The sequence below is a fragment of the Rhodococcus erythropolis NBRC 15567 genome, assembly GCF_001552595.1.
Classification (GTDB): domain Bacteria; phylum Actinomycetota; class Actinomycetes; order Mycobacteriales; family Mycobacteriaceae; genus Rhodococcus_F; species Rhodococcus_F erythropolis.
Window position 1 is genome coordinate 24,213 of sequence record NZ_BCRM01000030.1, and the last position, 17,212, is coordinate 41,424.

At 60.8% G+C, this 17,212-nt stretch carries 19 protein-coding genes; 12 read left to right on the forward strand and 7 right to left on the reverse strand.

The annotated features are described in order from the left end of the window. The 4 genes from RE4_RS26875 to RE4_RS26890 all read right to left on the reverse strand — a co-directional run bounded on the left by RE4_RS26875 (window position 1) and on the right by RE4_RS26890 (window position 4,004). Complete coding sequence (locus RE4_RS26875) at window positions 1-1,014, reverse strand: porin PorA family protein (protein ID WP_042950387.1); 1,014 nt, start codon at window positions 1,012-1,014, stop codon at window positions 1-3. A gap of 342 nt (window positions 1,015-1,356) precedes the next feature. Beyond that, a complete protein-coding gene (locus RE4_RS26880; RefSeq protein ID WP_158024821.1) occupies window positions 1,357-2,007 on the reverse strand; it encodes a TetR/AcrR family transcriptional regulator in 651 nt (216 codons plus the stop codon). A gap of 135 nt (window positions 2,008-2,142) precedes the next feature. After that, entirely contained in the window at window positions 2,143-3,057 is a 915-nt protein-coding gene (locus RE4_RS26885) for an SDR family NAD(P)-dependent oxidoreductase (RefSeq protein ID WP_046377774.1), read from the reverse strand. 86 nt (window positions 3,058-3,143) lie between these two features. Further along, window positions 3,144-4,004 (reverse strand): MaoC/PaaZ C-terminal domain-containing protein, encoded by an 861-nt coding sequence (locus RE4_RS26890; RefSeq protein ID WP_225320233.1) that lies wholly within the window; start codon window positions 4,002-4,004, stop codon window positions 3,144-3,146. 395 nt (window positions 4,005-4,399) lie between these two features. Here RE4_RS26890 and RE4_RS26895 point away from each other — a divergent pair, with 395 nt between their 5' ends. The 8 genes from RE4_RS26895 to RE4_RS26930 all read left to right on the forward strand — a co-directional run bounded on the left by RE4_RS26895 (window position 4,400) and on the right by RE4_RS26930 (window position 13,112). Then, a complete protein-coding gene (locus RE4_RS26895; protein ID WP_042950388.1) occupies window positions 4,400-4,813 on the forward strand; it encodes a Zn-ribbon domain-containing OB-fold protein in 414 nt (137 codons plus the stop codon). Further along, the gene (locus tag RE4_RS26900) at window positions 4,810-5,982 is read left to right on the forward strand and encodes a thiolase C-terminal domain-containing protein (protein WP_060939670.1); all 1,173 of its coding nucleotides are present in this window, start codon (window positions 4,810-4,812) and stop codon (window positions 5,980-5,982) included. The genes RE4_RS26895 and RE4_RS26900 overlap by 4 nt, the downstream gene beginning before the upstream one ends. Before the next feature lie 94 nt (window positions 5,983-6,076). Continuing rightward, window positions 6,077-7,360, forward strand: coding sequence for a cytochrome P450 (locus tag RE4_RS26905; protein ID WP_045066434.1), 1,284 nt, complete (start codon window positions 6,077-6,079; stop codon window positions 7,358-7,360). Between the two features lie 30 nt (window positions 7,361-7,390). Next, complete coding sequence (locus RE4_RS26910) at window positions 7,391-7,585, forward strand: ferredoxin (protein ID WP_024488251.1); 195 nt, start codon at window positions 7,391-7,393, stop codon at window positions 7,583-7,585. Continuing rightward, the gene (locus tag RE4_RS26915; RefSeq protein ID WP_060939671.1) at window positions 7,582-8,826 is read left to right on the forward strand and encodes an NAD(P)/FAD-dependent oxidoreductase; all 1,245 of its coding nucleotides are present in this window, start codon (window positions 7,582-7,584) and stop codon (window positions 8,824-8,826) included. Before RE4_RS26910 ends, RE4_RS26915 begins: the two co-directional genes overlap by 4 nt. Continuing rightward, complete coding sequence (locus RE4_RS26920) at window positions 8,823-9,926, forward strand: NAD(P)-dependent alcohol dehydrogenase (protein WP_024488211.1); 1,104 nt, start codon at window positions 8,823-8,825, stop codon at window positions 9,924-9,926. Before RE4_RS26915 ends, RE4_RS26920 begins: the two co-directional genes overlap by 4 nt. 18 nt (window positions 9,927-9,944) lie before the next feature. Next, on the forward strand, window positions 9,945-11,378 hold the full coding sequence (locus RE4_RS26925) for an aldehyde dehydrogenase family protein (protein WP_024488212.1): 1,434 nt from the start codon (window positions 9,945-9,947) through the stop codon (window positions 11,376-11,378). Window positions 11,379-11,543: 165 nt separating this feature from the next. Continuing rightward, window positions 11,544-13,112 (forward strand): AMP-binding protein, encoded by a 1,569-nt coding sequence (locus RE4_RS26930; RefSeq protein WP_201799165.1) that lies wholly within the window; start codon window positions 11,544-11,546, stop codon window positions 13,110-13,112. A 44-nt stretch (window positions 13,113-13,156) separates the two neighbouring features. On the opposite strand, the gene RE4_RS31345 is transcribed toward RE4_RS26930, so the two are convergent. Beyond that, window positions 13,157-13,330, reverse strand: coding sequence for a hypothetical protein (locus RE4_RS31345; protein ID WP_169801353.1), 174 nt, complete (start codon window positions 13,328-13,330; stop codon window positions 13,157-13,159). 245 nt (window positions 13,331-13,575) lie between these two features. Between RE4_RS31345 and RE4_RS26935 the strand changes: the two genes are divergently transcribed. The 3 genes from RE4_RS26935 (at window position 13,576) to RE4_RS26945 (ending at window position 15,072) form a co-directional block, all read left to right on the forward strand. Next, on the forward strand, window positions 13,576-14,259 hold the full coding sequence (locus RE4_RS26935; RefSeq protein ID WP_019746487.1) for a YceI family protein: 684 nt from the start codon (window positions 13,576-13,578) through the stop codon (window positions 14,257-14,259). Window positions 14,260-14,382: 123 nt separating this feature from the next. Beyond that, window positions 14,383-14,733, forward strand: a complete 351-nt coding sequence (locus RE4_RS26940) for a YidH family protein (protein WP_029537421.1) — start codon at window positions 14,383-14,385, stop codon at window positions 14,731-14,733. Further along, the gene (locus RE4_RS26945) at window positions 14,734-15,072 is read left to right on the forward strand and encodes a DUF202 domain-containing protein (RefSeq protein WP_041814532.1); all 339 of its coding nucleotides are present in this window, start codon (window positions 14,734-14,736) and stop codon (window positions 15,070-15,072) included. On the opposite strand, the gene RE4_RS26950 is transcribed toward RE4_RS26945, so the two are convergent. Beyond that, the gene (locus tag RE4_RS26950; RefSeq protein WP_042950394.1) at window positions 15,038-15,979 is read right to left on the reverse strand and encodes a sterol desaturase family protein; all 942 of its coding nucleotides are present in this window, start codon (window positions 15,977-15,979) and stop codon (window positions 15,038-15,040) included. The two genes, RE4_RS26945 and RE4_RS26950, sit on opposite strands and share 35 nt — an antisense overlap. Before the next feature lie 128 nt (window positions 15,980-16,107). Between RE4_RS26950 and RE4_RS26955 the strand changes: the two genes are divergently transcribed. Then, a complete protein-coding gene (locus RE4_RS26955; RefSeq protein ID WP_003943908.1) occupies window positions 16,108-16,563 on the forward strand; it encodes an RrF2 family transcriptional regulator in 456 nt (151 codons plus the stop codon). A gap of 12 nt (window positions 16,564-16,575) precedes the next feature. Here RE4_RS26955 and RE4_RS26960 read toward each other — a convergent pair. Then, window positions 16,576-17,212 (reverse strand): GGDEF domain-containing protein (locus tag RE4_RS26960; protein WP_155716993.1); only part of this gene is annotated, 637 nt, incomplete at its 5' end.

Here is a 17,212-nt window from a genome sequence, read left to right on the forward strand (position 1 = left end):
TCATCCGTGATGAACGGGCCTGCGCCGAACGATCGCTACGACGACAAGCAGCGCCCCAGACAACGCGGACACGAGCGGAACCCAGAACCCCGCAATCTTCAGCAGCCGTTCCGCCCGTGCGACCTTCTCGGCCACCATCCGGATCGACGCATCGGAGGTTTCCATCCGAACCTGGTAGAGATCGAGAAATGGAACTGTCGTGTCTCCCGACGCGATGTTGAGCACGGTGGTCTGGTTCTGGGTGAAATTGACGGGTGCGCCGAGGTGGGAATCGATGGCGAGATCCATCCGGTTCGTCGAGGTGTAAGTGAGGGGTACCGCGTCGGGGGCGGTTTCGAGCGCTCGCTCCACTGCAGCGATCCGGTCGGCCGGCAATGCGGGAATCAAGGTCTTCACTATCTCTCGCTGCATTGTCGACCCGACCCCACTCGGGTCGAGGACTGCGATACCGGCTTTGAGCGGGCCCAGAACCGCGGGGTCTGCGATGGGGGCGGCAGTTGTGCCGGTGAATTCGTGTACTTCGCGACCCGCGAACATCGTTGTCCCGGTGTAAGTTACAGGCTGCGCGGTCCGTGTCACCGAGTCGTAGACAAGTGCGTCGTCGGTGGTCGGATTTTTCGGGAAGGACATCGTCATTCCGCCGCGTTGATCCTCGACCGATACTCCGTCCGGTGCGGTGGTCTGAGTGAAATCCACGCGACTGACGGCGAAGGTGTGGACGTCGGTGGCGTCGCCGCTCGGAAGGTGTGTGATCGCCGTGCTGGTAAGTATCGCGGAATCTCCTTCTGCCTGAACGACTCTCAAGGATCGGTCTATCGTGATCGGGGTACCGGAGTCGAGTCCGAAGGTCGTCGGGTCGAGTTGCCGGAGTGTGCTCTCGAACAGTGCGGTCTCATTCGTATCCGCGGGCAGCTTGGATAGATTCGGCACGGCAACGTATTTGATCGCCGCTGCTGCCGCGGTCAGCATCAGGCCGACGACGAAGAGCGCGATGGACGAACGGCGAAGGGCCATGGAGTATCTCCTCGGATAGAGAACGGACGCCTCGATTGCGAGTGGCTGATTTGTCCCGCGACTCGGCCGCGGGGGTGCACAGCTCGTCGCGGGAATGGGTCGCGGATCGGACGCCATAAATCGAAGTCCGACTTGGCGCGAAATATGTTCTTGTGGAGACTATTTCACGTATTTGCGTGACGCAAGACGCAGATGGAGTAGGATCTGCGGGCTTGAATGCCCACTCGCGGAAACGATCTGGTTCATGGCGAGGCTGAGGAATGGAAAGACTGCGGCCCCGACTTCATGGGGAAGTCGGGGCCGCAGTCGCGAGTGTTCAGTTGCTCCGAATGTTGGTTCCAGTCAGCTTACGTCTGCTGAATTACCGTTCGGTTCAGCAGAATCCACGGCAAGCAGGCGCTTCGCCGCCAGACGTAGGCGCCGTTTCACCTCGTCGGCTGACATATCACCGTTCAGCCAACTGACGACACTGGCGACCCACAGGGTTTCCATCATGTCCAGTGCGCGGGCCTGTATCGGGTTGCATCGATTGTCGGGACCCCACGCTTGAACGGCAGCAATCTGGGTGAAGGTGACGGACCAGTGTGATTTCACGTTGATTTCTTCCGAGTGTCGGACCCGATCGAGGTCGAACTCGAGCACCGTATTGCCCGCGGACATTGCAGCGTGGGCGAACCCCGGATCCCGGACCATCGCCACGTAGGCCCGGACAAACACTTCGCCGGCACGACCCTCCGCCGTCCGCTGTCTGGGCGGACGACGGAGCACGTCTTCGGTCAGGGAGTTCAGTTCGGAACCGACAGCTGCATTGATGAGGTCGTCTTTCGACGCGTAGTACTTGTACAGCGTCGAAAGTGCCGTTTGGGCGACACGAGCGACCTCCCGCATCTGCACGGCTTCGTAGCCACCGGCGGTTGCCAGCTCACGGGTTGCTTTCACGACTCGCTCGACACGGAATGCCTTGGCCTCAGGTGTGCGGCCATTAACCTTCACTGCGGCCATCCGTGTTGTCCCCAATCGTGTACCGAAATCTGACACTGTCGCCTCAAGCACCACGATATCGTCCCGGCACCAAGCCCAGTTCACACGCTCAGCACCCGGTACTCATTCTTACCGAGTATGCGTTGGTCAGCTCGGAATCTGGGTCATGAACAAGGACGGGTGCAGGCCGTCTGCCAATGGTCGGAACTCCCCTTCGACCTTGGCGGCCAAGTCGTCGAGGTCCCATGGTCCGTCCGACGACACGGAGGCAATGACGTCGGGGTTGTTCCACAGCTTCACCTCGAGGCCGGAGGCGCCGAGGGTGCGGCCCGACAGCCAATCGGAACTCGTACCGGCGAGGTACGTGACGATGGGCGCAATGTTGTCCGGCGAGTCGTTGCCGGGGGCGGATTCGAATCCCAGTTGCTTCTCGTCGGGGATGGTTTGTGTCAGTCGGGTGGCGGCACCCGGAGCGATAGCGTTGGCGGTTACGCCGTATCGAGCCAGGGCATTTGCCGTGGACGCAGTCAGGCCGACAATGCCCATCTTGGCTGCTGCATAATTCGGCTGACCCGGTGAGCCCTGCAGTGCCGAATCGGAAGTGAAGTTGATGATGCGGAAGTGGCCGTCGGGATTCCGCAACGAACGCCAGTAGGCAGCTGCCGGCTTGATGGTGCTGAAATGGCCACGCAGGTGCACGCGGATGACCGCATCCCAGTCTTCTTCCGGAAGGTTGAAGATCATCTTGTCACGCAGGATTCCCGCGACATTGACAAGAATATCCAGCTTGCCGTAGTTCTCCAGCGCGAGATCGACCAGGCGTTGGCCGGTCGCGACGTCGGCGATGTCGCCGCCGTCGGCGATCGCAGCACCACCACCGGCAACAATCTCGGCAGCAATGTCTCGCGCCGGTCCCTGGTCACCACCCGCACCATCGGGTGCCGAGCCGAGGTCGTTGATGACAAGCTTTGCGCCCTGCGCAGCGAACAACTTACTGATCGACGCGCCGATGCCTCGGCCGCCGCCGGTGATGATCGCTACACGACCTTCGAGTGAACCCATGAAATCTTTCCTTTGTTAGTGCCACGACTGTTAGTGCCACGACGAGATTCGCGGCGAGTCTCTAGCGGGGGTGAGTGGATTGCATATCAGTGGATTGTCGCGGTGCCCTTGTCGATGACCGCGTCGCCGGATTCGTCGACCGTCCGGAACCGAACATCGGTACCGTCAACCCAGATCGAGGTCGTGATCGTCTGTCCTGGAAGCACGGACTTGGAGAACCGCCCCGACATCCCCCGAAAGCGCTTCGGGTCTGAATCGGCGATGGTATGCAGGAGGGCCCGGCCGGCGTAACCGTATGTACACATCCCGTGCAGGATGGGAGTGGGAAAGCCGCCGCGGGCGCTGAACGCTGGATCCGAATGCAGGGGATTCCGATCGCCGCTGAGTCGGTAGAGTAGTGCCTGGTCCGGTCGAGTCGTGTACGTGACAACGCGATCCGGTTTGCCCGTGGGCAATTCCCAGGAGTCCGATGGCCCGCGCTCGCCCCCGAACCCTCCATAGCCACGCAAGAACAACCCGGACTCGAGGGTCCCCACGATCTGGCCGACAGAGTCGCGGGCGACAGTCTCCGTCATGACCAAGGCCCCGGAACCCTTGTCGTAGACGCCGGTGATCGTGCCGGTGGTTTCGACGCGACCGTCCGTCGGGAGCGGTCCCGTCAGGCTGAGCGCTTGCGATGCGTGCAGCACCTTGGTGAAGTCCACGTCGTCGGGCAGCGACGGCCCGCCGCCGACGAATGCCACATTGGCGAAGGTCGGGAGGACGACCTGTGGTGTGGCCTCACTGTTTTCGGTCGTGAACTCCAACTCGTCGAGGGGGTCAGGTTGACCGGCTCCGACACCCAGCGCATACAGCAGTGCGTCTTTCGACGTCCAACTTGTCCAGGCAGGTGTGCCGGAGAGTCCGACGAGTGAGCTGTCGATCGGCATGTTTGACCTCGATTTCATCCACGTGATAGTTAATGGGCCGGACCGGGGTTACCGGACGGTAAGTGCGATTCGGCTTGACGGAAGCGTCGAAAGTGTTGCGTGACAACGTTCTCTAACTAAAGAGAACACGTTACGTATGTGGTTGGCAAGTCTCCTGCCGAGTGGAGGCAGGTCAATTTTCCGGATTTCCAGCCAAACCTTGACATACAGGATGAACTGGATCACTCTGGTCGTTGCAGAACGTGTTCCGTTTAGGTGAAACTAACGGAACGCGTTCCTTTAAGCGAACGTACGGTACGCATTTCTCTATGCGAAAAGTAACGGCACGTGTTCTGTTTGCAACGGTGATGGACTGAATCCCGTTGAATGCCTTCATAGGTCGATTTCAGACCTAGACGACGAAAGGACTGTCGATGACAGGGCCTGTACCGGTGCCGACCCCGGCGACCGCTCCCTATTGGGAGGGTGCGCAGCGCGGGGAGCTCACAATTCAACGATGTGAGTCATGCACACAGCACTACTTCTATCCGCGACCCTTCTGTCCGTTCTGCAATTCCGATGACGTGGTGTGGACTTCTGTCAGTGGTCGAGCTCGGCTGGTGTCCTACGTGATCAACCACCGACCGATTCCCCCGTTCGATCCCACGACGCCGATCATCGTTGCACTGGTCGAACTCGACGAGGGCCCCTACCTGATGAGTAACGTGATCGGGGTGGCTGCTGATCCTGGGAGTCTCCCACTCGACCTCGAGCTCGAAGTCACGTTCGTCGAGCGTGGAGACATGAAACTTCCTATGTTCACGCCGCTGCAGGAGTCCGCCAGATGACAACAAGCCATGTGACATCCATGCACAACGGAAACGTGGTGATCGTCGGTGCGTCGGAGACGACGGAAATCGGTGTATTGCCAGGCATGTCCATCCTCGATCTCCACGCCAATGCCGCCCGCAACGCAATGGCCGACGCAGGCCTCACGCCAGCGGACATCGACGGCGTCGCTACCACCGGCTTGCTTCCGATGGAAGTCAGTCACCACCTGGGTATCACGCCTCATTGGCTGGACGGAACAGGCGTTGGTGGATGCAGTTTCATGCTTCATGTGCGTCACGCCGCGGCCGCCATTGCTTCCGGTGCCGCTGACGTTGTGCTCGTGACGCATGGCGAGTCCGGGCGGTCCCGCGTTGGCGCTCCACCATACTTGACGCCTTTGGATTCCATGACCGGTCAGTTCGAGGCTGTCTACGGCGCAAATATGCCGTACTCGACTTTTACCGTTCCGGCGCTGCGCTTTCTGCATGATCGCGGAATGACTCGCGAGCACCTGGCTGAGGTTGTTGTTGCGCAGCGCAACTGGGCCCTCGACAACCCGCGAGCTTTCCGTCGCAAGCCGACGTCGGTCGACGAAGTGCTGTCCGGTCCACCGGTGGCCTACCCGTTCACCCGTGACATGTGCTGTGTGCTCACCGACGGTGGCGGCGCCGTGATCCTGACCAGTGCCGAACGGGCGGCAGACATGCCTGGATCCGATCGGCACGTGTATTTGCTCGGTTCCGGTGAATCTGCCGAAGGCCCACTGGTTTCGCAGATGCAGGACCCTGGATCGTTCCGTGCATTCCGTCATGCCGCCGCCGATGCCTTCGCCACCGCGGGAATCACCCGCGACGATGTCGACCATCTGATGGCATACGACGCCTTCGCTCACGTTCCGCTCTACATGCTCGAAGATCTCGGATTTGTCGGTCATGGTGAATCGGGAGACTTTGTCGCCGAAGGACATACGTCAAAGGGAGGCCGACTTCCGATGAATACCAACGGCGGTGGAATGTCGTACACACACAGCGGGATGTACGGAATGTTCGCCATCCAGGAGGCGGTCCGTCAGCTACGCGGGGAGGCCTGCGAGCAGGTTCCCGAAGTCGAAATCAGCTTCGTCCAGGGAGTCGGATACTTCTTCGGCGCCGCCGGCAGTTTGGTTCTCTCGAATCGGCGTCCGTGAGGGAAATCTTCTGTCCCAGAAAGCAACACCTGCGACGATCAGGAACCTCGTCGACCGAACAATTCACCGCCAGGAGCCACGGAAAGGTACCTGCATGACCACCTCACTTCCATTCACCGACCACCCGGTGACTGCCCCGAACATCGATGTCACAAGTGTCGAGTTCTGGGGTCGGACATTTGCCGAGCGGGACAAGACATTCGCCTGGCTGCGCGAGAATGCTCCGGTGAGCTGGCACAAGCCGATGGAACGCCCGCATTTCAAACCCGACGACAGCGAGAAAGGGTTCTGGGCACTCGTCAAGAGTGCCGATATCGCCTTCGTGAGCCAGAATCACGAAATCTTCAGCTCCGATCAGGACTCGGCGCGGGGTGTAATGTTCCCGCCAATCGACCGCGAAACGGTCGGTGCCCCAACCTTCCTCGTGATGGATCCGCCCTACCACACCCGATACCGCCAGGTAATCAGCTCGGCGTTCACTCCGAAGGCCGTCAAGCGTCTACGCGAGAAGATCGAAGAACGCGCCGAGCAGATCGTCGGCCGAGTCGTCGGTGCGGGCGAGTTCGACTTTGTCGAAGAAGTCGCGTCGAAGTTGCCGATGCTCACTGTCGCCGATCTTGTCGGCGTCCCCGAGAGTCTGGTCGAAGAGTTCGCCAAAGCGGGCGACAACTTCGTCAACGCAGGTGACCCGGACGAATGCCCAGCGGATCTGACACCGGCCGAGTACGCCATGCAGCAGATGGAAAGACTGTCGGAGATCGGCAATGACTTGGTCAATTTCCGTCGTGAGAATCCGGCCGACGACATCGCAACTGCGCTGGCAAACGCCGAGTTCGACGGCAAACCTCTCTCCGAGCTCGAAATCGCCTCAACGATGGTCCTGCTCAGCGTCGCCGGCAATGACACCACCAAACAGACCACCAGCCACACCGCCTTGTCACTGCACAAGAATCCGGACCAGAAGCGATGGCTGACGGAAGACTTCGACGGCCGCATCGCGCAGTCGATCGAGGAGTTCATTCGCCACGCTTCGCCCGTCCAGAACTTCGCGCGTACGGCCACTCAGGACTTCGAACTGGGTGGAACTCAGCTCAAAAGGGGCGACAAGGTCGTCATGTTCTACGGCTCGGGAAACCGGGATGAGGACGTCTTCGAGGATCCCCATCGATTCGATTTGCAGCGCAGTTTCACTAACAACCATGTTTCCTTCGGCGGCGGCGGGGTCCACTACTGCCTCGGCCACATGGTCGCCAAAGCCCAACTGCGGGCACTGTACTCACAAATCCTCACCAAACTGCCTGCCATGGAGGTAGGCGAGCCGGTGTACCTCTTCAGCGACTTCATCAACGGGATCAAGCACCTCCCGGTACGCGTGTAACCAACTCCAGCAAAGAACAGGAACGACGCTATGAAAATCATTGTTGATCGCGGGCGGTGCACAGGAATCGGAATCTGCGAATCGGTGGCCGAGGACTACTTCGAGGTTGCGGACGACGGTTCACTGATTCTCCACAAGGAGTTGGTCGATGCCGGTGACGAGAAGCTCGCCCGGGAGGCTGTTCGTGCATGTCCGGCCAAAGCCCTGACCCTCGACGAGACATGATCGTGAACGCAACGAATATCGATCATGGAGCCGGACTGGTTGTCGTCGGGGCGTCACTGGCCGGTCTGCGGGCTGCGGAGTCCGCCCGTCAAGCGGGGTTCGCGGGACCGATCACGCTGGTCGGCGACGAGTTCCATCTTCCCTACGACCGGCCTCCCCTGAGCAAGCAGTTCCTGAAAGACGGCGCCGCGCCCGACTATCACACTTCGGCCGAGGAGCTCGCCGCCCTCGATGTGAAGCTTCGCCTCGGGGCGCCGGCGACGGGACTGGACCCCGCATCGCACCGCGTGCGTGTTGGTGACAACGACTGGCTTCCGTACCAGAAGTTGATCATTGCGACAGGAGCGTCACCACGCACTCTTCCTGACATGCCGGATCTGGAGGGCGTTGTCGGGCTTCGCACTCTCGATGATGCACTCGCCCTTCGTGAAAGACTCCGCCCTGGAATCAAACTCGTGATAGTTGGCGCCGGATTCATCGGATCCGAGCTCGCCTCGTCTGCCCGAGATCGCGGCGCAGACGTGACGATCGTCGAGGCCGCCCCCATCCCACTCGTCCGTGCAGTCGGCGAGACCGTTGGCCAGGCGCTCGCAAAGCTTCACGAACGCAACGGAATTCCACTCCTGTGCAATGTTCAGGTCGAAGGGCTGATCGGCACCACTCACGTCGAGGCGGTCCGGCTGAGTACCGGCACTTCGTTGCCGGCTGAGCTTGTTGTCGTCGGCGTGGGAGCGTCTCCCGCGACGGGGTGGCTGGCAGATTCGGGTATCGAACTGCACCCGGTGGATGGTGGAGTGATGGCAAACGAGTTCCTTCAGACCTCGCTTGAAGACGTCTATGCGGCGGGCGATGTCGTCCACTGGCCCAACCCCGCATTCAACGGACTATCGGTGCGGCTCGAGAACTGGACCAATGCTGCCGATCAGGCGCACCAGGCTGCGATCAATGCCGTTGCGCCGGAAGATGCCAAGCCGTACGAGACCGTCCCCTATTTCTGGAGCGACTGGTATCAGAGCCGCATCCAGTTCGTCGGCACGGCCGTCGCCGATGAAGTGGTCTTTGCCTCCGGTGATCCGGACACTGACAAATTTGTGGCGCTGTACCGCTCGGGCGATCGACTGGTCGGCGCTGCCACCCTGAACGAACAACGCAAGATCATGAAGCTGCGTCGCATTATCGCAGGTAAAGGCGTCTGGGCAGATGCGCTCGAGCTCGTTAATCCCACGGAGAAGAAATCATGACCACTACCGCAATAGCCGCCGTTCTGCGTGACAGCGACGGCAAGTTCGAACTCGAGGAAGTGGAGCTCGGGCCGCTGGAGTCGGACGAACTTCTCGTCAAGGTGGTCGGCGCCGGGTTGTGTCACACCGACCTTCTGCTACGGGATCCCAATTTCCTGGCGCAGACCGGGCCGATCATTCTCGGCCACGAAGGTTCCGGCATCGTCGAAGCGGTCGGCAGCGCGGTCAGAGGCGTCGAAGTCGGCGACCACGTGCTGATGAGTTTCGAATCCTGCGGTCGCTGCCGCAACTGCCTTGCCGGAAGCCCTTCCTACTGCGACGAATTCATGTCTCGAAACCTCACGGGGCGCCGCGCGGATCTCAGTACCGGTGCACTCGATCGGAATGGCAACCCGGTGGCGAACCGGTGGTTCGGGCAGTCGTCCTTTGCCACGCACGCCATTGCAACCGAACGCAATGTGGTCGTGGTCGACAAAGCGCTGCCGCTCGAGCTTCTCGGTCCTCTCGGCTGCGGCTTGCAGACGGGCGCTGGTTCGGTTCTCAACGAAATGAAACTGGCTGCTGGACAAAGTATTGCAGTGTTCGGAGCCGGTGGTGTCGGACTTGCGGCAGTGATGGCAGCCAAGGCTGCAGGTGCCCGTGACATCGTCGTGGTCGACCTGGTCGACTCTCGGCTCGAAACGGCTGTAGAAGTTGGTGCTACCCGAACGGTGCGCGGCGATGCACCGGATCTGGTCGAGGCAATCAAGAACGGCGGGCGTGGACTCGACTTCTCCTTCGAAACGACCGCAGTGACCTCTGTCATCACAACGGCTGTCAGCATCCTCGACACCCCGGGTAAGGCGGTGTTGGTGGGCGGCGGTTCCGGAAAGCTCGACATCGACCCGGTTCTGTTGGCAGGCAAGTCAGTGACGTATGTGCTGGAAGGGAGTTCGGTCCCGCAGGTCTTTCTCCCGCAGCTGGTGGATCTGTGGCAACGCGGTTGGTTCCCATTCGACAAGCTCGTCCAGACCTACACGCTCGATCAGATCAACCAGGCCGTGGAGGATTCGCTCTCCGGCAAGGCAATCAAGCCGGTGCTGACGCCGGCGCACCACTGACCACGAAATGGATCGAGAATGACCTCAACGGATTCGCTATTCTTGTCTGCCGCAGCAACATCGAACGGACGCGATCTCCCTACCGCGGGTAGCTTCGGGGTGATCAATCCCGCGACGGGTGAGGTATTCGCACAGGCGCCGTCCGTCACGCCGGATCAGCTCGACGGTGTGTTCGCCGCGGCTGCGACCGCGTACGAATCTTGGCGGTTCGACGACGAATTTCGTCGTGACTCATTGCGCCGAGCCGCAGACGTCATCGAGAGCCGGATCGGCGAACTGGCCCCGATCCTGACGATGGAGCAGGGCAAGCCGCTCACCGATGCCGCAATGGAATTCGGCGTCGCGGCGATGTGGCTGCGCTACTACGCCGATCTCGACATCCCTCGGGAAATCATCCGAGACGATGCCGAGGGCTTCGAGGAGGTCACCCATCGACCGATGGGGGTCGTCAGTGCCATAACCCCGTGGAACTTTCCGATCGCGCTTGCGATGTGGAAGATCGCGCCGGCACTGCGCGCGGGCAACACTATCGTCGTCAAGCCCTCTCCGTACACACCGCTGGCAACGCTTGCGCTCGCCAACGTCCTTCGTGGCACCTTCCCTGACGGTGTGCTCAACGTGGTCACCGGGCCGGATCCGCTTGGCGCAACTATGGTTTCGCACCCAGTTCCGCGCAAAGTCAGCTTCACCGGTTCGACCTCGGTCGGGCGAAAGGTCGCTCTCGGGGCTGCAGACGGCCTCAAGCGCATCACTCTGGAACTCGGCGGAAACGATCCCGCCGTCATTCTCGGAGACGTGGACGTCGAGAAGATCGCACCCAGCCTGTTCCAAAGTGCATTCAACAACAACGGGCAGATCTGTCTGGCCGTCAAGCGCGTGTACGCACACGAAAGTATTCAGCCTCAACTGGTCGAGGCCCTCAGTGAAATTGCCAAATCCGTCAAGGTCGATGAGGGCACTGTCGACGGAACGGTGCTCGGGCCCATCAACAACAAGCCGCAATTCGATCTGGTCAAGAGCTTGGTTGCGGATGCGTTGAACAACGGTGCGAGGGCCGCCGCCGGCGGCGGACCGATCGACCGCAAGGGTTACTTTCATCAGCCGACCATCCTCGACCAGGTCGACGACGGTATGCGCATCGTCGACGAAGAGCAGTTCGGTCCGGCGCTTCCCATCGTCTCGTTCCGAGACGAGGCCGACGTCATCGTCCGCGCCAACCGCGGAGAGTACGGACTTACCGCGTCCGTGTGGTCGGGCGACGCCGAACACGCCGCAAGGCTCGCTCCTCAGATCGACGCCGGACAGGTCTCGATCAACGGACACGGCAGGGGTGTCCTACCGCATCTCCCGTTCGGCGGTCACAAGTCCAGTGGCATCGGAGTGGAAAACGGTCCTTGGGGTCTGCACAGCTTCACCGAACTGCAGGTGATCACGGGACCTTCGCGCCACTAGCCGCAATGCGGTCGACCTTTGGCAACCAATGTCCACAGAGTGCTGGACATTGGTTGCCATCGGATTTCCAGTGGTACTTGGAATGCGTGGGCGAACGCACACGTCCGAAAAAATTACGAACACTTCGCAATAGTCACCGATATCCCTCCAGGAAAGAGGACATTCATGTCTACCGTGGTCAACAGCGAGCGCGAGGATCGCCAACAGCCGACGGGCATAGCAATGCCTGGCGCCTGGCTTCTGGGCCAACGTGATCCCAGTCGGCCCGCGATCGTTATGGAAGGCGAGACAACAACTTTCGGTGAGCTTGTCAGCAAGGCCAACCAGCTCAGCAACAAGTTCGCCGATCTGGGGTTGACCAGAGGCGATGTCGTCGCGGGTCTACTGTTGAACGGTACCGAGTTCTACGAAATTACTCTGGCATGCACGCAGAGTGGTTTGTATTTCGTTCCGATCAATACTCATCTGGCGGGACCTGAAGTCGAGTACATCGTGCGCGATTGCGACGCGTCCGTCCTTATTGTTCACGCAGAGCTCGCCGACAAGGTTGTCGGCCGGATAGAGGACGCAGTTCCGCACCGCGTGGTTATCGGTAGCGCGCCGGCCGACTGGTCCAGCTACGAAGCCTTCACCCTCTTCGCCGACGAAACTCCCGCCACCCGCTCGCTCGGCTCGGCGATGATGTACACCTCCGGCACAACTGGCCGACCTAAGGGCGTCCGCCGCCCGATGATCGATGCAACGCCCGAGAGCCCGCTCCAGGCGACCGGTCCGTTCTTCGGGAACGTGGGAATACCCCATGGACCTGGACGGCATTTGGTGTGCTCGCCCGTGTATCACGCTGCGCCGGGCGGTGTTTCACTGTCTCTGTTGCATGCTGGGCACACGCTGTACGTCTTGCCTGGCTTCGATGCCGAAACGGTGCTTCGAACGATCAGCGACAAAGCCATTACTTCTTCCCATATGGTTCCCACGCATTTTCAGCGGCTTCTCGATTTACCGGCAGGCGTTCGTGACAGCTGTGATATCTCGAGTGTCGATGTTCTTTTTCATGCCGGGGCTCCGTGTCCTCCGGCAACCAAGCGCGCCATGATCGATTGGTTCGGTCCGGTTCTGGTCGAATATCTCGGCTCCACCGAGGGGCTCGTATGCGTGTGCTCCACCGCCGAGTGGCTCGAACATCCGGGCACTGTCGGGCGTCCGGATCCGAGCGCTGTAATGCTCCGCGGGCTGGACGGCGAGCAGGCTCCTCCCGGTGAAGAGGGCACTATCTATTTCAAGACCAGCCCATTCGAATACTTGGGAGATCCGGAGAAGACCGCTGCTGCGCAGTGGGGCGAATTCACTACGTCGGGGGATGTGGGGCGTTTCGACGACGACGGCTACCTGTACATATTGGATCGTCGCGTAGACCTGATTCTCACCGGCGGCGTGAACGTGTATCCCGCGGAGGTGGAGGGCGCACTGCTCGAACACCCCGGCGTTGCCGATGTCGGAGTCATCGGCGTCGCCGACCCCGAGTGGGGCCAACGAGTTGTGGCGGTCGTCCAATTGGCGTCCGGATTCATCAGCGACAGCGACGAAGACCTTCGCGCAAAGCTGGACCAGCACATACGTGAGCAGATCGCCGGCTTCAAGCGACCGCGCGAATACATCTTCACCCAGGACTTTCCGCGATCGGCGGCAGGCAAGGTGTCGCGCCAGAAGTTGCGAGAACTCGCCAACGGTCAGTAGGACAGACATTTGTTGCCGGTGCCGGTGCCGGTGCCGGTGCCGGTTCAGGAGCGGCGAGCGATCCACTCTGCCGCAGCAGCATCGATGTCCTGCTTCAACTTCTCGAAGAAGGCCGTCGACGGTGTCGGCACCAAACTCGCTGCGGTAGTGAGTGATTGACGAAGGCTTGTGCGACGCTCATGTAACTCGTCGTCGGTCAGGAGCGTCAGGTCCGCCATTGGGAGCTCCCTCGATCGATGTGATTCGTGTTTCGGGCAGACCGTGCGCATCGGGATCGATGCATGATTCGATGCGCACGGCCCAGGCACTCCAGGCTGGGGGCCGGAATGCAAAATCCACTTTACCAAAGGATTACTAATGGTTGTGGGTGTGCCCCGTTCTCGGCCTTCGTGGAGCGCTTTCACAGGGTTCTCCCAGGTCGTAACTCCTGACAATCGTTGAAGCTGCAACTATCGTCGAACCCATGAAAAAGATCTGGTGGATCGGCGGAGCAGTAGTTGTGGTCGTACTCGCCCTGCTTGTGGGGCCGTGGGCGTACGGGAAATTCATCGCTGAAGACGATGCGCCGGCGGCCGTGGTATCCACTCAGGGTGCAGAAGCGGCGTCCGGATCGATCGACGGGCAGTGGACCGTCGTCGCCGGGCAGGGGGACAACCAGACGGCAGCGGGATACACCGTGCACGAGATTCTCAACGGATCGAGTGTGACCGTCGTCGGAACCACCGGCGAGGTGAGCGGAAACGCGGTTGTCGAGGGTGAAAAGCTCACGTCAGGCGAAGTGACGGTGCAGGTGGCAAGCATCAAGACCGACTCGGATCGGCGCGACGGCCAGTTCACGGGCAATGTGATGGATACCAGCACGTATCCGACGGCGACGTTCACGATCGACTCGCCGGTGGACTTGGCTGCTGTACCGACAGATGGCACAACTGCGACGGTCACGGTGTCTGGCACCTTGACTCTCAAAGGTCAGTCCAAGCCGGTGTCGGTCGACATGACTGTGCTGCATTCGGGTGATTCGCTGATTGCATCGGGCTCGATTCCAGTTACCTGGACCGATTTCGGAGTTGAACCCCCGTCCCTCGGTTTTGTCACCGTCGACGCCAGTGGCTCGGTGGACTTCCTCGTCTCACTCGCCGCGAGCTGAATTACGTCCACCCGATTCGCGCTGCTTCGGGGCGGGCAGGGAAGATTAAGGACATGACCTTCCTTTCTCGTTGTCCGTTCCGAAGGCAGTGTGCGATTTCTGCCCGGACGGAATGAACAGATGATGCCCCGGTGGAGACCGTTCCGAACGGGCGAAGACCCCGATCCACGGTTCACTCTCGCCAATGAGCGGACGTATCTGGCCTGGATCCGCACGGCGACGGCCTTTGTCGCGTCGGGCGTCGGACTCGAAGCGTTCGGCGGCGACATTCTCAACCCGACGGTTCGTGCCGGCTTGGCCGCGTTGTTGCTCGTCGGCGGCGCTCTGATCGCCATCACTTCTTTTGTCCACTGGATCAGTGCCGAGCGAGCGCTGCGTGCTGAGCGCTCGTTGCCAGTGCCGCTCATGGCGCCGGTGGTCGGCATCGTGCTGGTGATCTGCGCGACCGTCCTGGTGGTCGAGGTCGTGAACTGATTGACCGCGCTGGAACCGTCGGAAGGTGTCAAGCCTCCGGACAAGGGCTTGCAGTCCGAGCGCACATCGCTCTCGTTCGTGCGGACGAGTCTGTCGATCCTCGGCTTGTCTGCCGCCTGTTTGAGATGGTTGCCGCCGTTCGGTTCGGTAGCACTGATCGGCCCGTCCCTCGCTGCCGTGCTTGTCGTCGCGGTGACGGTCTACGAACGTCGGTCGCGGCCCAGGCGGTTGGCCCAGTTCTCAGCCGAAAAGGCAACGCCTGCTTTGGGTATGGGTGCTGCTCTCGCGGTCGCCCTGCTCCTGCTCAGTGCGACGGGGCTGTGGATTCTGCTGACGTGACCTCGGCTTTCGGTGCCCAGCCGGGTGGGCCGAACACGTAGCCTGCGCGCTGGCGCCACGACTGCGACGCTTTCCAGTCGCGAGCGATGGCAGCGTATTCGCGTGTTTGGAGCTTCCAGATGTTGTACGTTCCGACCGGCGTCGTGAGTCCGTAGGTGGGCCGGTGGGTTTCGGCTGCGAATGTTCCGAACATCCGGTCCCAGATGATGAGGATTCCGGCGTAGTTGCGGTCGAGGTACTCGGCGTCGGACCCGTGGTGGACGCGATGGTGCGACGGCGTGTTGAAGATGAATTCGATGGGCCGCCAAAGTTTTCCGACACGTTCGGTGTGGACGAAGAACTGGTAGACGAGGCTGACGGAGAAGCCGACGAACACCATCCACGGCGGAATCCCGAGGAACGGCAACGGCAACCACATGATGATCTCACCGCTGTTGTTCCACTTCTGCCGCAGTGCGGTGCTGAAGTTGAAGTACTCACTCGAATGGTGAGCCTGGTGTGTGGCCCAGATGACCCGAACTCGGTGCGCGATGCGGTGATACGCGTAATAGAGGACGTCGATTCCGAGCAGCAGGATCACCCAGGTGTACCAGGCCGTCGGCGAGAGGTGCCACGGAGCGAGGTACACCCATATTGCGGAATAGCCGATCAGCGCCAGCACCTTCCAGAAGGTGCTCGTTGCGATCGACACGAGTCCGAGCAGAACGCTGGTTCTGGCGTCGACGCTTCGGTAGCCACCTTCCGCGGGTCGTGCGCGTCCGTCGGCGTCGTCGGGATGATCCTCGAGAGCGCGGGCCGCGAACCATTCGATTGCCAGGAAGATGACAAACGCGGGGATTGCGAGCGTGACTGGATCATGGAGCGGTTCGAGAAGTGACTTCCATGATTCGAGAAGGGTTTCCCACACGCGATTTGTCCTGTTCTCTAGCTTCGATCGTTACATCATGCATCAAAATGTAACGCCATGGAACCCTTTGCGGCGAAGAACTCGCAGGTTTGTTGCGACTATTCATAGAACGATGGTAGGAATTGCCGGTGCATATCACCGCGAAGGTGGACTACGCCGTGCGGACTCTGGTCGAGCTCGCGGCAGTAGGTCCTGACCCGGCCAAGGCCGAGTTTCTCGCCAAATCCCAGGTCATACCCCACAAGTTCCTGGAAGCGGTGCTCTCGGACCTGCGGCGCGGCGGCTTGGTCAACAGCCGTCGAGGCCCGGACGGGGGATACTGGCTCGCTCGGTCCGCGGACGAGATCACGATTGCCGACGTCATACGAGCCGTCGAAGGACCGCTTGCTTCGATTCGGGGTCAGCGACCGGAAGACGTCGACTACGGGGGGCCGGCGACGCCCCTCAAGGAGGTGTGGATTGCAGTGCGCGTCAACCTCCGTGCTGTGCTCGAAAATGTCACACTCACCGATGTTGCAGGTGGGGAGTTGCCCGAATTCATTCACGAACTGACGGCAGATCCCGAGGCGTGGAATCGGCGCTGATACAGCCCGGTTTCAGTGTGCCCGTCGACGTGGAACAGTCATAGGAGCAGTGTTCGCAGTGTTGCCTCCCGCGGATTTTGCGTCGTACATCAGATGATCGGCCGCAACGATTGCTCGGGAGAACTCGTTGTAGTCGAACTCTTCCTGATGCGGGATGAAAGGTAGCGTCGCTGCTCCGACGCTGACCGTGGCCAAGGGGTCGTCGGAAGCGTTCACGACGGCTTTGGGCAGTGTCGCGATTCTTTTGCGAAGTCCGTACGGGGTGCCGATCATCACAACGGTGAACTCCTCGCCGCCGGTGCGCGCGGCGTAGCCGAAACCGTTCACATGCTCCTGCAGACGCGTTCCTGTCCGGATGATGACGGCGTCACCGACTTCGTGACCGAAGGTGTCGTTCACAGCCTTGAACTTGTCGATGTCGACGACGGCAACAGCAATGTCGGCACGATTTGCCGACGCGACCGACCAGATACGCTCCGACATGTCCCACAGCCCTCGCCGGTTCAGGAGTCCGGTTAGTGCATCCACTTTGGATCCCGTTGCGCGCGAGAGTAATTGCCGCCAGGTGAATTGAATGGTGGCCGGAATGAAGATCACGGCACACAGTACGACGTCGGTGCGTGCAATCACGCTGGTTGCCGAGTAGTCG

What these genes read in the sequence shown, in the direction of transcription:
- RE4_RS26885 (WP_046377774.1), bottom strand. Translation starts at nt 3,057, where the DNA reads ATGGGTTCACTCGAAGGTCGTGTAGCGATCATCACCGGCGGCGGCCGA.
- RE4_RS26935 (WP_019746487.1), top strand. Translation starts at nt 13,576, where the DNA reads ATGAAAAAGATCTGGTGGATCGGCGGAGCAGTAGTTGTGGTCGTACTC.
- RE4_RS26875 (WP_042950387.1), bottom strand. Translation starts at nt 1,014, where the DNA reads ATGGCCCTTCGCCGTTCGTCCATCGCGCTCTTCGTCGTCGGCCTGATG.
- RE4_RS26940 (WP_029537421.1), top strand. Translation starts at nt 14,383, where the DNA reads ATGCCCCGGTGGAGACCGTTCCGAACGGGCGAAGACCCCGATCCACGG.
- RE4_RS26900 (WP_060939670.1), top strand. Translation starts at nt 4,810, where the DNA reads ATGACAACAAGCCATGTGACATCCATGCACAACGGAAACGTGGTGATC.
- RE4_RS26890 (WP_225320233.1), bottom strand. Translation starts at nt 4,004, where the DNA reads ATGAAATCGAGGTCAAACATGCCGATCGACAGCTCACTCGTCGGACTC.
- RE4_RS26910 (WP_024488251.1), top strand. Translation starts at nt 7,391, where the DNA reads ATGAAAATCATTGTTGATCGCGGGCGGTGCACAGGAATCGGAATCTGC.
- RE4_RS26925 (WP_024488212.1), top strand. Translation starts at nt 9,945, where the DNA reads ATGACCTCAACGGATTCGCTATTCTTGTCTGCCGCAGCAACATCGAAC.
- RE4_RS26905 (WP_045066434.1), top strand. Translation starts at nt 6,077, where the DNA reads ATGACCACCTCACTTCCATTCACCGACCACCCGGTGACTGCCCCGAAC.
- RE4_RS26920 (WP_024488211.1), top strand. Translation starts at nt 8,823, where the DNA reads ATGACCACTACCGCAATAGCCGCCGTTCTGCGTGACAGCGACGGCAAG.
- RE4_RS26895 (WP_042950388.1), top strand. Translation starts at nt 4,400, where the DNA reads ATGACAGGGCCTGTACCGGTGCCGACCCCGGCGACCGCTCCCTATTGG.
- RE4_RS31345 (WP_169801353.1), bottom strand. Translation starts at nt 13,330, where the DNA reads ATGGCGGACCTGACGCTCCTGACCGACGACGAGTTACATGAGCGTCGC.
- RE4_RS26930 (WP_201799165.1), top strand. Translation starts at nt 11,544, where the DNA reads ATGTCTACCGTGGTCAACAGCGAGCGCGAGGATCGCCAACAGCCGACG.
- RE4_RS26915 (WP_060939671.1), top strand. Translation starts at nt 7,582, where the DNA reads ATGATCGTGAACGCAACGAATATCGATCATGGAGCCGGACTGGTTGTC.